Raw genomic sequence first — 13,448 nt, forward strand, 5'->3', positions numbered from 1 at the left:
AATGAAAAATAACACAAACATACTAGTCATTGATAATTACGATAGTTTCACCTATAACCTAGTACATTATTTAGAAGATTTTGGTTTTGATATCACGGTGAAACGTAATGACCAAATTTCATTAGAAGCTGTAAACAACTATGATAAAATTCTCTTATCTCCCGGACCTGGTATTCCAGATGAAGCGGGATTACTAAAGGCTATTATTAAAGAATATGCCGCTACTAAAAGCATTTTAGGAGTTTGCCTTGGACAACAGGCTATTTGTGAAGTTTTTGGTGGAAGCATCATAAACTTAGATACCGTTTACCATGGGGTTGCCACGCCTATAACCATAGTTTCCAACGACGAGCAATTATTTAAAGGATTAGAAAAAACAATAACTGTTGGTCGTTACCATTCATGGGTTGTTAATAAGGATTTACCTGAAGTACTTGAGGCGACTTCTTTTGATGAAAATGGCCAAGTCATGTCTCTCCGTCATAAATTTTACGATGTTCGTGCAGTACAGTTTCATCCAGAATCGGTTTTAACACCCGAAGGAAAACACATGCTCTCTAATTGGGTAAACAGTTAAAAACAGCTAACTAAACCCTCAAATTCAAAGACTTTAAACAATGAAAAACATATTAAACAGACTTATAAATCAGGAATATATTTCTAGTGATGAGGCTAAATCTGTACTTGTAAATATATCTAATGGAGACTATAACCAAAGTCAAATAGCTTCATTCCTTACAGTTTACATGATGCGAACAATAACTATTGATGAACTTCAAGGGTTTCGCGACGCTTTGTTAGAACTATGTATCCCCGTAGATTTAGGTGCTTATAATGCCATTGATTTATGTGGTACAGGTGGTGACGGAAAAGACACCTTTAACATATCCACATTAGCATCATTTGTTACTGCTGGAGCTGGAGTACATGTGGCCAAACATGGCAATTATGGTGTTTCATCAGCTTGCGGATCTTCTAATGTTTTAGAACACTTAGGTGTAAAATTCAGTAATAATACCAATTTTTTAAAAACCTGTTTAGACCAAGCTGGAATTTGTATTATGCATGCGCCACTCTTTCACCCAGCCATGAAAAACGTAGCTCCTATCAGGAAAGATTTAGGAGTTAAAACGTTCTTTAACATGTTGGGGCCTATGGTAAACCCTGCTTTTCCTAAATATCAAATGGTAGGTGTTTTTAATTTAGAATTGCTACGCTTATACAGCTACTTATATCAAAACACAGATAAAAAATATAGCATTGTTCATGCACTCGATGGTTATGATGAAATTTCCTTAACAGGACCAGCAAAAGTGGTAAATAATACATCCGAACGAATAATTACGCCTTGTGATTTTAATTTAGAAACCTTACTACCTAGTGCTATTCAAGGAGGGCACTCAGTTGCTGCTTCTGCTAAAATATTCACACATATTTTAGAGGGTCAAGGTACCGATGCACAGAACAATGTAGTATGTGCAAATGCCGCAGTAGCCATATCAACAGTAACAGATAAATCTATTGAAGACAGCTATGCCTTAGCCAAAGAATCCTTATTAGAAGGTCGGGCTAAAAACTGCTTTCAAAAACTAATTGATTTAAGTTTAAAATAAAACAGACTACCAAATGGATATATTACAACAAATTGTAACTAATAAACGTCGAGAGATTGCTCTAAAAAAACAGCTTATCCCTACATCTCAACTGGAAAAATCGGTTTTATTTGAAACGCAAACACATTCTCTTGTTACCAATTTAAAAAACAGTACATCTGGAATTATAGCTGAGTTTAAAAGACGCTCACCTTCCAAACAAGTTATAAATCAGAAAGCTTCAATTATAGACGTTGCCCAGGGTTATGAAAAAGCAGGAGTTTGTGGTATGTCGGTTTTAACAGATGGAAATTATTTTGGAGGGTCATTAGACGATTTATTGCATGCAAGAGCTAGTTGCCATTTACCTTTATTACGAAAGGACTTTATAATAGATAGTTACCAAATTATAGAAGCTAAAGCACACGGTGCAGATTTAATTTTACTTATTGCAGCTGTTTTAACCCCTGAAGAAATTAAATTGTTTTCCGAATTAGGCAAAAGTTTAGGTTTAGAAATTCTTTTAGAAGTTCATAATAATAAGGAATTACAACAGTCTGTCTTTCCTAGCTTAGATTTAATTGGTGTTAACAACCGAAATTTAAAAACATTTGAAGTCTCCTTAGAAACAAGCAAATCATTGAGCGCTTTAATACCTGATGACTTTACCAAAATATCAGAAAGTGGCATTAGTACTCCTGAAGCTATTCAAGAACTTCAATTATTTGATTATAAAGGTTTTTTAATAGGTGAAAATTTTATGACCACAGAAAACCCAGGATTGTATGCCGAGAAATTTATAAAAAACATAGCGTATGAAGCTTAAAGTTTGTGGCATGAAATACCCGGAAAACATACAGTTGGTAGCCGAATTAAAGCCGGATTACATGGGCTTTATTTTTTATAATAAATCACCACGTCATTTTAGTGGTCCAATTCCTAATTTACCAAAATCGGTTAAAAAAGTGGGCGTATTTGTAAACCATAGTGAAACTGAAATTATAACTACAGTTAAAAAGTACAACTTAGATGTAATACAGCTTCACGGCAACCAATCCGTTGGTTTTATTACTAAAATTCACAAACTTCTAACACATTCTAATAGCATTGAAATCTGGATGGTTTTCAGTATTGACACTGATTTTAATTTTAGTATTTTAGAAGCCTACGAACCACTTATTGATAAATTTCTTTTCGATACTAAAGGCAAACTCAAAGGTGGTAATGGTTATTCCTTTAATTGGAACATGTTAAATGAATACTCTTCTACCAAACCATTTATTTTAAGTGGAGGCATCGGAATAGACGCTACAGAAAAACTTAAAGAATTTAAGAAAACAAGAATTTTCAAATACTGTTATGCCCTAGATGTAAATAGTAGGTTTGAACAAGAACCTGGTTTAAAAAACATCACATTACTAAAACAATTTCAAAATAGACCACAGCAATAACAGCACTTAAAGTATTTATAAAATTATGACATATAATATTGATAATAACGGTTACTACGGAGAGTTTGGAGGAGCATACATTCCCGAAATGCTTCATCCGAATGTTGAGAATTTACGTCAAAACTATTTAAAAGTTATGGCTGAACCCGATTTTCAAAAAGCATTCAATGCTTTACTAAAAGATTATGTTGGGCGTCCATCTCCGTTATATTTCGCAAAACGTCTTTCTGAAAAATACAACACTAAAATTTACTTAAAACGTGAAGACCTAAATCATACAGGTGCTCATAAAATTAACAATACAATAGGTCAAATTTTAATGGCACAACGTTTAGGTAAAACACGAATAATTGCTGAAACAGGAGCCGGACAACACGGTGTTGCTACAGCAACCGTTTGTGCATTAATGGGTTTAGAATGCTATATTTATATGGGTGAAATAGATATGGAGAGACAAGCTCCTAATGTGGCACGTATGAACATGCTTGGTGCTACAGTAATACCTGCAAAATCTGGTAGTAAAACTCTTAAAGATGCTACAAATGAAGCGATACGCGATTGGATAAACAACCCTGTGGATACTCATTATATAATTGGCAGCGTCGTGGGTCCGCACCCCTATCCGGATATGGTTGCCCGATTCCAATCCGTTATATCAAAAGAAATAAAAACACAACTTCTTGAACAAGAACAGCAAGAATCACCCGACTATGTTATTGCTTGTGTTGGTGGCGGCAGTAATGCTGCAGGTGCCTATTATCATTTCTTAGAAAATACAGCCGTAAATCTGATAGCCGTTGAAGCTGCTGGAAAAGGAATTCATTCAGGGAAAAGTGCTGCAACATCTGCTTTGGGAAAAACAGGAATTATCCACGGTAGTAAAACCTTATTAATGCAAACTACAGATGGACAAATAACGGAACCGTATTCTATTTCTGCTGGATTAGACTACCCAGGAGTTGGCCCTATGCACGCTCATCTTTACAAAACTGGCAGAGCCAAATTTTTATCGGTTACCGATGATGAAGCTATGGCAGCAGGTTTAGAATTATGTCAATTAGAAGGTATTATACCAGCCATAGAAAGTGCACATGCCTTAGCCGTTTTTAAACACAAAACGTTTCAAGAAAATGATATTGTTGTTCTGTGTTTATCAGGACGTGGTGATAAAGATCTAAATACTTACAACAGCTTTTTTAATTTATAAATCCAACTTATGAATCGAATTAATAAAACATTAGCAAGCACAAAAAAACTGCTTTCTATTTATTTTACAGCAGGATTTCCAAACCTAAATGATACTGTAACAGTTATTCAAAATTTGGAAAAAAGCGGCGTAGATATGATTGAAATAGGTTTGCCTTTTAGCGATCCCTTAGCCGATGGACCAACCATACAAGCTAGTTCTACTCAAGCCTTAGAAAACGGAATGACAACCGATGTCTTATTCAATCAATTAAAAGACATTAGAAAAACAGTATCAATTCCATTATTAATAATGGGATATTTTAACCCAATATTACAATACGGTGTTGAAGATTTTTGCAGAAAATGTCAAGAAATTGGTATAGACGGCTTTATAATACCTGATTTACCTGTTGCTATTTACAATGAAAACTATAAAAACATTTTTGAAAAATATGGCCTTGTAAATGTTTTTTTAATCACACCACAAACTTCAGAAAAACGCATAAAGTTTATAGACAGTGTCTCAAACAGCTTTATATATATGGTTAGCAGCGCCAGTGTAACAGGTGGACAATCTGGTTTTGGTGAAGCACAAAAAACATACTTTAATCGGATAGCCAACCTAAAATTGAAAAATCCACAAATAGTCGGATTTGGTATTTCAAATAAAGAAACATTTAATCAAGCAACCACACATGCAAATGGTGCAATAATAGGGAGTGCTTTTATTAAGCATTTGAAAACAGATAGTTTAGATAAAATTCATAGTTTTGTCGAAAATATAAGAGACTAAAAATATTTAAATGTCGAAACTCCTTAATAATTGGAAATTAATAGTTTTGCTATGCTTAACTTTAGGATTAGCTCCTTTTTTTCCGGAGCCTCATGTTTGGGGTAAATTAAAGTGGGTTTTAGGTGGTGCAAACGGTATGCTTGTCATGGATTGGTTTGACCTCTTATTACATGGTTTCCCATTTATAATATTGTTACGTTTTGTTTTAATAAAGTTTAAATCAAACTAAACATGTCACTTAACGAACAAGTAATCTATTAACTAAATTTTTATTACATTTATTTTATCTAATCAAAATCAACCAATTATGACAAAAAATTACACTAAAACTCCCAATTTATTTTTACTCATTCTTTTTTGTTTCGTTGCCCAGTTATCCTGGTCACAAAATGACACAATTGTAATGAAAAACAACGATAAACTTATTGGTGAAATAGAATCAATGGACAGAGGTGTTGTTACCGTAAGTACAGATTATAGTGACTCCGATTTTAAAATAACATGGATAGACATAAAGAGCTTAAAAAGTCAGCAGACCTTTTTATTAACTTTATCGGATGGCCAACGTATTAATAGTTCTTTTAACACAAAAGATGGCGAAGAAGGAAAGGTAACTGTCATTGAAAATGGTGTAGAAAAAACAATTCCTATATCAGACATTGTATATATTAAACCTGTTGAAAGCGATTTCTTATCTAGAATAGTCGCTTCTGTTTCTGTAGGTTTTAACCTAACTAAAAGTAATAACCTACGTCAATTTTCTGTAAGTAGTAACTTAAGTTATACTGCTTATAAATGGTTATTAACGGGTAGTTTCAACTCGGTACGAAGTAATCAAGATGATGTAGCTGAAACTCAAAGAACGGATGCTAGCTTAGGTTTTAAATACTTTATGAAAAATGATTGGTTTGCAAGTACTGAAGCGAATTTCTTATCAAATAACGAACAAAAACTAGACTTAAGAACAACCGTAAAAGGTGGTTTAGGTAAATACTTTGTACACTCAAACAAATTATTTTTTGCCGGTGGTTTTGGTCTAGCATGGAACAACGAGCGTTTTTCTGATGAGTTTAACACACACCAAAACTCTATGGAAGCCTATGGTGCATTATCTTTAAACATGTTTGACTTTAATGACTTTAGCATGAGTACAGATGTAACATTCTACCCAAGTTTAACAGAAAGTGGTCGTTACAGAGCTGATTACAACCTAAGTTTAAAGTATGATTTACCGTTAGATTTCTTCATAAAGCTAGCTGTAACATATAACTATGATAGTAAACCTGTAGAAGGTGCTTCAGATTCAGATTATGTATTTCAATCTACGTTTGGCTGGGAATTTAACTAAATACACCTAACAGTTTAAATAGGTAGACATAAATCACTACCGTTTTGGAAGTTTTAGAGAAAGAACTAAAACATAGAAAAATAAAAAATGAGGCTATTAAGCCTCATTTTTTATTTTTAAGCATTTTTAAATACATGCGTTCAACCTTTTGTCTTGCCCAAGGGGTTCGTCTTAAAAATTTAAGACTAGATTTCACAGAAGGGTTATCAGTAAAACACTTAATTTTTATAGTGTACCCCATATATTCCCAACCATAGTGAGCTTCTAAATCGGTTACTATTCTCTCTAATGTTATACCGTGTAATGGGTTATTTGGTTGTTGTTCCATAACATTACTCTAATAAACTTTTAATTTTTAAAGCCTTTTCAAAATGATCTAACTCATGTGTTTCAATCCACCAAGTAGCAGCTTCCATTAACAGCTTTGGATTATCATTCTTATTAGCAAAAAACGCATAGAAAGACAAACCAACCTGATCCCCTTTTTGAGCTATTTTTGCGTTACAAACAGCTATCATTTTAGCTTTTAATTCTGCTGTCATAATTTAATCTCTTCTACTTTTAGTACGTCTACTCGGTGAGCGACTATCTGAAGTTCTAGCAGACCTACGAGAATTATTTCCAGAAGGCTTTTTAGATTTAGGCCCCGTTTTCTCTGTTCGTCGAGCGCCTCCTTTATTTCTACCTTGCCCCTGTTTTATAGGTTGGGTAGAAGCATTAGGGTCAGGTTCAAAACCTTCAACAATACTTACCGGTATCTTTTCGCCTACCAACTTCTCAATACTTTTCAAGTATGAGGTTTCGTCTGCACTTACCAATGAAATAGCTTCTCCGCTAGCTCCTGCTCTTCCTGTTCTACCAATACGGTGAACATAATCTTCAGAAATATTAGGAAGTTCAAAATTGATAACATGCGGTAATAATGGTATATCTAAACCACGAGCAGCTATATCTGTAGCTACTAAAACACTTATTTTACCCGATTTAAAACCAGCTAAAGCCTTTGTTCTAGCTCCTTGACTTTTGTTACCATGTATAGCCGCAGCTGTTATACCGCTACTTATCATTTTCTTACAAAGCTTATTGGCTCCATGCTTAGTTCGTGTAAATACAAGTACCTGTGTCCAATTACCTTCAGATATTAATTTAATGATTAAATCTGTTTTTTTAGCTTTAGCAACACGAAATACCTTTTGTGTAATAGCCTCTACTGTTGAATTCTCACGTGTAGCTTCAACTAAAACGGGTTTATTTAAAATTCCATTAGCTAATTTCTTTATCTCTTTAGAAAAAGTAGCAGAGAAAAGTAAGTTTTGGCGTTTTGCAGGCATCAATTTCATTATACGCTCAATATCACGTAAAAACCCCATATCTAACATACGGTCTGCTTCATCTAAAACAAGAATTTCTATCTGTTTAAGAGAAATAACACCTTGATTTTGTAAATCTAACAACCTACCTGGTGTTGCTACTAAAACATCAACACCTCTATTTAGTGCTGCTACTTGAGGTTTTTGATTAACACCTCCAAAAATAACTAATGATCTTAAATCAGTAAAAGCACTATAAGCCTTTACATTATCGTAAACTTGTGCTGCTAACTCCCGAGTAGGTGTTAGTATCAATGCTCGAATAGGTCGACGTTTCTGACTTTCTCTCTGAGATAAAATATGTAATAAGGGCAATGTAAACCCTGCCGTTTTTCCAGTTCCTGTTTGAGCGGATGCTAAAACATCTTTACCGTCTAAAACTGCTGGTATTGCTTTTTGTTGAATTGGTGAAGGTTTTTCATAACCTTGATTACTGACCGCTTTTAAAAGGGCGTCAGACAAACCTAAAGAATTAAATGACATAAATATATTTTGTGAAGTGAATGCAATCATAATCAGATGTCACTTCTAAAGTTAAATGCAAAGGTACGTTATATAAATGCGACTAACCTATTATTTCTATTTTAAAAAATATAACACACTAAGCACATTTTAACATGTAAAACCCTGTTTTTAAGATAGTTTTAATAAAAACAACTTATTATTTATGTATCTTATAGATGAATCTAAAAACAACAAACAATGGGAGTGATAAATGATAAAAGAAAATTTAAACCAACAAAAGAGCAAACGAATCCAACAAACCCTACAGGGAATACAACAATAAACACGAACGACTTTGATATAGACAAGAAAACAATAAAAAGTCAAAAAAATAAAGAATAAACACAACATTCTATAACTAAAGACCTGTTTCATCCTGTATGAAACAGGTCTTTTTTTTTAATATTTAGTTTGCGCTATAAAAACTAAAATTTCAGTTTATAAATCAGCCAATAAAAGTGTTATTTTGCAATTATGAAAACCGTTTTAAAACCTTACCTACCGGAGGCTGCTCTTTTGCGAGTTGTAACACTATTAGATCACGACCATTTAAGTTTAAAAATTAAAAACGAACGAAAAACACGTCATGGCGATTATAGAAGTCTGCCAAATGGTAAACATGAAATAACAATTAATTCAAACCTTAACCCATATAGGTTTTTAATAACACTTGTTCATGAAATAGCCCATTATGAAGCTTATAAAACTTACGGAAAAACTATTAAGCCACATGGAAAAGCATGGAAATATACTTTTCAACAGCTTATGTTGCCTTTTTTAAATCCTGATATTTTCCCAAACGAATTATTACCCTTATTAGCAAGGCATTTTAAAAACCCAAAAGCAAGCAGTGACACAGATACAGATTTAGCTTTCGCACTAAAGCAATATGATCCAGAAACTGACAAAACCTATGTTTTTCAAGTTGCACATGGACAAACATTTAAATTATATAATGGAAAAGTGTTTAAAAAAGGAAATAAACGTGTAAAACGCATAGAATGTATGGAAATTAAAACAGGAAAATTGTATCTTTTCAACCCAAATGCCGAAGTAGAAATTATAACTAATTAATTAATACTTTAGCAACTAATTTATCTTAAAGGTTAAATAAAACTAAATGAATAAAAATTATTACGCTATTTTAATGGCAGGTGGTGTTGGGTCTAGGTTTTGGCCCGTAAGCACACAAGAATTCCCAAAACAGTTTCATGATATGTTAGGAACTGGAGAAACGTTAATTCAGAAAACATTTGCTAGATTAAGTACACTTATTCCAAAAGAAAATATATTTATACTTACCAACGAACGCTATAATGATTTAGTTTTCGAACAACTTCCAGAAGTCTCTAAACGACAAGTTATATTAGAACCTGCAATGAGAAATACAGCGCCCTGTATTTTATATGCATCTTTAAAAATTCAAAAGGAAAACCCTGATGCATTAATGATTGTTGCGCCTAGTGATCATTGGATAGAAGACGAAACCGCATTTACAGATAACGTTAAACAAGCTTTTGAATTTTGTACTAAAAATGATGCTTTAATGACTTTAGGTATTAAACCTACTTTTCCCAATACAGGTTATGGCTATATTGAATATAGTAAGTCTTCAGAAACTCCTATCAAACCTGTAAAACAATTTCGTGAAAAACCAGATTACAACACTGCAAAAGCCTTTATTAGTCAAGGTAATTTTTTATGGAATGCAGGTATTTTTATGTGGAGTGTTTCTAGTGTTTTAGATGCTTTTAAAAATAATCAAACCGAACTATTTAATCTTTTTAACGAAGGCTACAGCAGTTACAATACCGACAACGAAAAAACCTTCATTGACGAGAACTATGCTAAAGCAGAAAATATTTCTGTGGATTATGCCATTATGGAAGCTTCAAAAAATGTCTTTGTTCTTCCTGCAACATTCGATTGGAATGATTTAGGTACTTGGGGTAGTTTATATGATAAATTAGAAAAAGACACCAATCAGAATGCCGTAGTAAATGCACAAACACTTACTCATGATGCAACCGGAAATATGATTCGTACAAAAGGTGACAAACTAGTTGTTGTGGATGGTTTAAAGGATTACATTGTAGTTGATAAAGACGATGTTTTACTTATATATCCAAAAGCTAAAGAGCAAGATATAAAAGAAACACTAGCACGTGTAAAGGGTAATTTTGGTGACCAATTTATTTAAGTATGGAAGAAAATAAATTTAATTTTTCTGAAGAAGAAACAAAGAAAACGGCTGCTGCCGAAGAGGCAAAAAAAGATGCTGCTGTAGCGGAATCTAAAAAAGCCGTAAAGAAAGACGCAAAAGGTCTATTTCAAAATGTAAAGAAATTTTTAATTGAACTATTAGATTTCCGAGAAGACACCGATCGGGATGAAACTATTGAAGCAATTAAAAAAGACATTTCATTTAAAGGGGCAACTGCATGGATTTTAGTTTGCTCGATATTTGTCGCATCTATTGGATTAAACGCCAATTCTACTGCAGTTGTAATTGGAGCCATGTTAATATCTCCGCTAATGGGACCTATTTTAGGTATCGGATTATCAGTAGCGGTAAATGATATTGACACCATGAAAAAATCCTTAATCAATTTAGCCATTATGATTGTGCTAAGTTTATTAACAGCTTATTTATTTTTCTGGTTATTTCCTTTAAGTGAAGACACTTCTGAGCTTTTAGGTCGTGTACAACCCGATATTCGAGATGTATTAATTGCCTTTTTTGGTGGTGCTGCACTTATAATTGCAAAAACAAAACGAGGTACTATTGCCTCTGCCATATTTGGTGTTGCTATTGCTACCGCTTTAATGCCGCCACTTTGTACAGCTGGATACGGTTTAGCTAAAGCTAATTTTACTTATTTCTTTGGCGCTATGTACTTGTTTATTATCAATACTATTTTCATTGCCTTGGCAACATTTATAGTGGTAAAAGCACTGCGTTTTCCAATGCTGAAATATGCGAATTCTAAAAAACGTAAACGTATAGCACAAATTGCATCCTTTTTAGCACTTATTGTTATGATTCCTGCTGCATTTACATTTTGGAGTGTTCTAAAAGAAAGTAATTTTGACACCGAAGCTAAACGCTTTGTTGATACAGAACTAAAAGGATTACCACAGTATGAGTACATTAAAAAGAATACCATTCCTAAGTATAATAATGGTGAATCTTACATTGAATTTAACACGTACGGTTTAGGTGAAATACCTGAATCTACTATTAGTCTAATTAAAAGTAAGACTTCGGAGTATCCAGCTTTAGCAAATACTAAAATTATTTTTAATCAGAGTCGCTCAGAGCAATACGATAACTTAAAGTATATGGAGCAAATTAGGTTTAGAGATTCGATAGATTTAATAACACAAACTCAAAAAATAACAAATTTAGAAAATCGCATAAAAGAGTTATCTGTTTTAGAAAAAAACACCATTCCTTTTAACGATGTTATTCAAGAGGTACAAATTAACTATGAGGATTTAGAACGTTTTAGTTTTGCTAATGAAATAGAATCAGATTTTAATACAACAGATACTGTTTCTGTGTTTACAGTTAAATGGAACACTGAAAAACTAACAGATATAGCTGTTGCTAAAGAGCAAGGTAAATTAGAGCGTTGGTTAAAAGTTAAATTGAAATTAGATACGTTAGTAGTAAGGCAAATACCTTAATTAAGCACGTTCTTCTAAATACATCTGACGCACTTTTTTAAAGAGTTCAGAAGAATAAACAAAGTTGGTAACGGCTTCATTGTCGGTTTTAAAAATCGTGTCCTTGGAGCCTTCCCATTCTTTTAATCCATCTTTTAAAAACACAATTTTATCTCCAATTTCCATAACAGAGTTCATATCATGTGAATTAATTATGGTTGTAATATCGTATTCTTCGGTAATTTCATGAATTAGATTATCAATAACCATTGCTGTTTTGGGATCTAATCCCGAATTAGGCTCATCACAAAATAAGTAGTTTGGTTTATTAACAATAGCTCGAGCAATAGCTACACGCTTTTGCATACCTCCTGAAGCTTCACTTGGAAACTTATTATGAGCATCACCAAGATTCACACGCTTTAGTACGAAATCGGCACGATCTTCCATTTCACTAACACTTTGTTTTGTAAACATCTTAAGTGGAAACATCACATTCTCTAAAATTGTCATGGAATCAAACAAGGCACTACCTTGAAATACCATCCCCATTTCAGCACGTAAATTACTACGCTGATCTTCGGAAAGCTCCGAATATATTTTACCATTATAAGCAATAGAACCCTGTTCTGGTTCGAATAGTCCTAATAAACACTTTAAAAAAACAGTTTTACCAGAACCACTTTGTCCTATAACCAAAGTTGTTTTACCTTTCTCAAATGTTGTTGAAACGCCTTTTAAAATATGGGCATCGCCAAAAGATTTATGAATATTTTTTACGTCTATCATTAGCTTAACAACAATTGAGTTAATATATAGTTACAAAGTATAATTACAACACTAGTCCATACAAATGATGTCGTACTTGCCTTTCCTACCTCCAAAGCTCCACCACGCATATAAAAACCATAAAATGATGGTATTGTAGCTAAAAGAAAAGCAAAAATTGTTGTTTTAATAAAGGCATAAGTTATATGAAAAGGTATAAAATCTAACTGCACACCTGCAATATAATCTTCTACAGAGCTAAACCCTCCAAAATAACTTGCAGCCAAACCTCCCACAATACCTAAAAACATAGCAATAGAAATAACAAATGGATATAACATGAGTGCTATAAATTTCGGAAACACCAAGTAATTTACCGCATTAATCCCCATAACCTCTAAGGCATCTATTTGTTCAGTTACACGCATGGTACCAATACTTGAAGTTATAAAAGACCCTACTTTACCGGCCATAATAACAGAAATAAAAGTAGGAGCAAATTCTAAAATAACAGATTGCCTGGTAGCAAAACCAATAAGAGTTTTTGGAATAATAGGACTAGTCATATTCAAGGCGGTTTGTATGGTAACAACACCACCCACAAAGAATGAAATAAAAGCAACTATACCTAAAGACCCAATAATAAGGTCGTCAATATCATTAAGTATTAAACGTTTCATAACAGACCATTTAGTTGGCTTGCGAAACATTTCCTTAATCATTAAAAAATAAGCACCAATATTTTGTAGGTAATTCATTCTGTGT

At 33.2% G+C, this 13,448-nt stretch carries 17 protein-coding genes; 12 read left to right on the plus strand and 5 right to left on the minus strand.

Translation table 11 applies throughout. The features are described 5' to 3' along the window. Position 1: 1 nt before the first annotated feature. The 8 genes from ACW5R3_RS11270 (at position 2) to ACW5R3_RS11305 (ending at position 6,372) form a co-directional block, all read left to right on the plus strand. Positions 2-577, plus strand: coding sequence for an anthranilate synthase component II (locus ACW5R3_RS11270; RefSeq protein WP_456577115.1), 576 nt, complete (start codon positions 2-4; stop codon positions 575-577). Positions 578-617: 40 nt separating this feature from the next. Continuing rightward, positions 618-1,613, plus strand: coding sequence for an anthranilate phosphoribosyltransferase (trpD, locus tag ACW5R3_RS11275; RefSeq protein WP_456577116.1), 996 nt, complete (start codon positions 618-620; stop codon positions 1,611-1,613). Between the two features lie 13 nt (positions 1,614-1,626). Beyond that, on the plus strand, positions 1,627-2,418 hold the full coding sequence (gene trpC / locus ACW5R3_RS11280) for an indole-3-glycerol phosphate synthase TrpC (RefSeq protein ID WP_456577117.1): 792 nt from the start codon (positions 1,627-1,629) through the stop codon (positions 2,416-2,418). Then, positions 2,408-3,043: a phosphoribosylanthranilate isomerase gene (locus tag ACW5R3_RS11285; protein WP_456577118.1), complete on the plus strand. Its 636-nt coding sequence runs from the start codon at positions 2,408-2,410 to the stop codon at positions 3,041-3,043. The genes trpC and ACW5R3_RS11285 overlap by 11 nt, the downstream gene beginning before the upstream one ends. Positions 3,044-3,068: 25 nt before the next feature. Further along, positions 3,069-4,250, plus strand: coding sequence for a tryptophan synthase subunit beta (trpB, locus tag ACW5R3_RS11290; RefSeq protein ID WP_456577119.1), 1,182 nt, complete (start codon positions 3,069-3,071; stop codon positions 4,248-4,250). A gap of 9 nt (positions 4,251-4,259) precedes the next feature. Beyond that, positions 4,260-5,024: a tryptophan synthase subunit alpha gene (gene trpA, locus ACW5R3_RS11295; protein ID WP_456577120.1), complete on the plus strand. Its 765-nt coding sequence runs from the start codon at positions 4,260-4,262 to the stop codon at positions 5,022-5,024. A 10-nt stretch (positions 5,025-5,034) separates the two neighbouring features. Next, positions 5,035-5,253, plus strand: coding sequence for a hypothetical protein (locus ACW5R3_RS11300; RefSeq protein ID WP_456577121.1), 219 nt, complete (start codon positions 5,035-5,037; stop codon positions 5,251-5,253). 174 nt (positions 5,254-5,427) lie between these two features. Beyond that, positions 5,428-6,372, plus strand: coding sequence for a DUF481 domain-containing protein (locus tag ACW5R3_RS11305; RefSeq protein ID WP_456577122.1), 945 nt, complete (start codon positions 5,428-5,430; stop codon positions 6,370-6,372). A 103-nt stretch (positions 6,373-6,475) separates the two neighbouring features. Here ACW5R3_RS11305 and ACW5R3_RS11310 read toward each other — a convergent pair whose 3' ends face one another. The 3 genes from ACW5R3_RS11310 to ACW5R3_RS11320 are packed head-to-tail and all read right to left on the minus strand — an operon-like array spanning position 6,476 to position 8,225. Continuing rightward, a complete protein-coding gene (locus ACW5R3_RS11310) occupies positions 6,476-6,700 on the minus strand; it encodes a VF530 family protein (protein ID WP_456577123.1) in 225 nt (74 codons plus the stop codon). 4 nt (positions 6,701-6,704) lie between these two features. Continuing rightward, complete coding sequence (locus ACW5R3_RS11315; protein ID WP_456577124.1) at positions 6,705-6,914, minus strand: DUF6500 family protein; 210 nt, start codon at positions 6,912-6,914, stop codon at positions 6,705-6,707. A 3-nt stretch (positions 6,915-6,917) separates the two neighbouring features. Further along, positions 6,918-8,225, minus strand: coding sequence for a DEAD/DEAH box helicase (locus ACW5R3_RS11320; RefSeq protein WP_456577125.1), 1,308 nt, complete (start codon positions 8,223-8,225; stop codon positions 6,918-6,920). Between the two features lie 219 nt (positions 8,226-8,444). Here ACW5R3_RS11320 and ACW5R3_RS11325 point away from each other — a divergent pair, with 219 nt between their 5' ends. The 4 genes from ACW5R3_RS11325 (at position 8,445) to ACW5R3_RS11340 (ending at position 11,936) form a co-directional block, all read left to right on the plus strand. Further along, the gene (locus ACW5R3_RS11325) at positions 8,445-8,588 is read left to right on the plus strand and encodes a hypothetical protein (protein ID WP_456577126.1); all 144 of its coding nucleotides are present in this window, start codon (positions 8,445-8,447) and stop codon (positions 8,586-8,588) included. A 132-nt stretch (positions 8,589-8,720) separates the two neighbouring features. Then, a complete protein-coding gene (locus tag ACW5R3_RS11330) occupies positions 8,721-9,320 on the plus strand; it encodes a SprT-like domain-containing protein (RefSeq protein WP_456577127.1) in 600 nt (199 codons plus the stop codon). Positions 9,321-9,366: 46 nt separating this feature from the next. Further along, complete coding sequence (locus ACW5R3_RS11335; RefSeq protein ID WP_456577128.1) at positions 9,367-10,446, plus strand: mannose-1-phosphate guanylyltransferase; 1,080 nt, start codon at positions 9,367-9,369, stop codon at positions 10,444-10,446. A gap of 2 nt (positions 10,447-10,448) precedes the next feature. Then, positions 10,449-11,936, plus strand: a complete 1,488-nt coding sequence (locus ACW5R3_RS11340; protein WP_456577129.1) for a DUF389 domain-containing protein — start codon at positions 10,449-10,451, stop codon at positions 11,934-11,936. On the opposite strand, the gene ACW5R3_RS11345 is transcribed toward ACW5R3_RS11340, so the two are convergent. Beyond that, entirely contained in the window at positions 11,937-12,704 is a 768-nt protein-coding gene (locus ACW5R3_RS11345) for an ABC transporter ATP-binding protein (protein ID WP_456577130.1), read from the minus strand. Then, positions 12,704-13,441, minus strand: coding sequence for an MlaE family ABC transporter permease (locus ACW5R3_RS11350; protein ID WP_456577131.1), 738 nt, complete (start codon positions 13,439-13,441; stop codon positions 12,704-12,706). The genes ACW5R3_RS11345 and ACW5R3_RS11350 overlap by 1 nt, the downstream gene beginning before the upstream one ends. Positions 13,442-13,448 lie beyond the last annotated feature (7 nt).

The organism is Algorimicrobium bowmanii (assembly GCF_054031195.1).